We start from the raw sequence: 340 nt of genomic DNA, 5'->3' as shown, positions 1-340 counted from the left end.
TGATTGCCAATTCAGATAAGGCACGAGAGGTACTTGGCTGGGCACCAAAGTATGATAATGTGCAAGACATCATCAAGACAGCTTGGCAGTGGCATCAGAGTCATCCTAAGGGTTATGATGATCGTCAAGACTAAAAAAACGATTTCTAAATCAGAAATCGTTTTTTTTGATGACATAAATAATCATAAAAACACGAAACCCGATGAACTAACGCGTTCATCGGGAAATATTTTTGAGAGAATATTTGAGAGAGAAGAGAATATATTCGGGAGAGAATATGAATTATTTAGAGTCGCGGGGAGAACGCGACTTTGGCTCCTTTTTGCCATGGGTTTCGTGC

General features: G+C 39.7%; 1 protein-coding gene and 1 pseudogene. Both read left to right on the top strand.

Annotated features, from left to right (window positions below):
- A pseudogene (locus tag BMG01_RS10845) lies at positions 1-134 on the top strand (UDP-glucose 4-epimerase GalE); the annotation flags it as partial.
- Positions 115-340: hypothetical protein (locus tag BMG01_RS11550; RefSeq protein WP_206744997.1), on the top strand; the 226-nt coding region annotated here is incomplete at its 3' end. The pseudogene BMG01_RS10845 and the gene BMG01_RS11550, both read left to right, overlap by 20 nt.

The organism is Leuconostoc sp. BM2, assembly GCF_002095565.1.
Taxonomy (GTDB): Bacteria; Bacillota; Bacilli; order Lactobacillales; family Lactobacillaceae; genus Leuconostoc; species Leuconostoc falkenbergense.
Note: the sequence above shows the minus strand (reverse complement) of the source record. Positions and strands in the feature narration are given on the sequence as shown.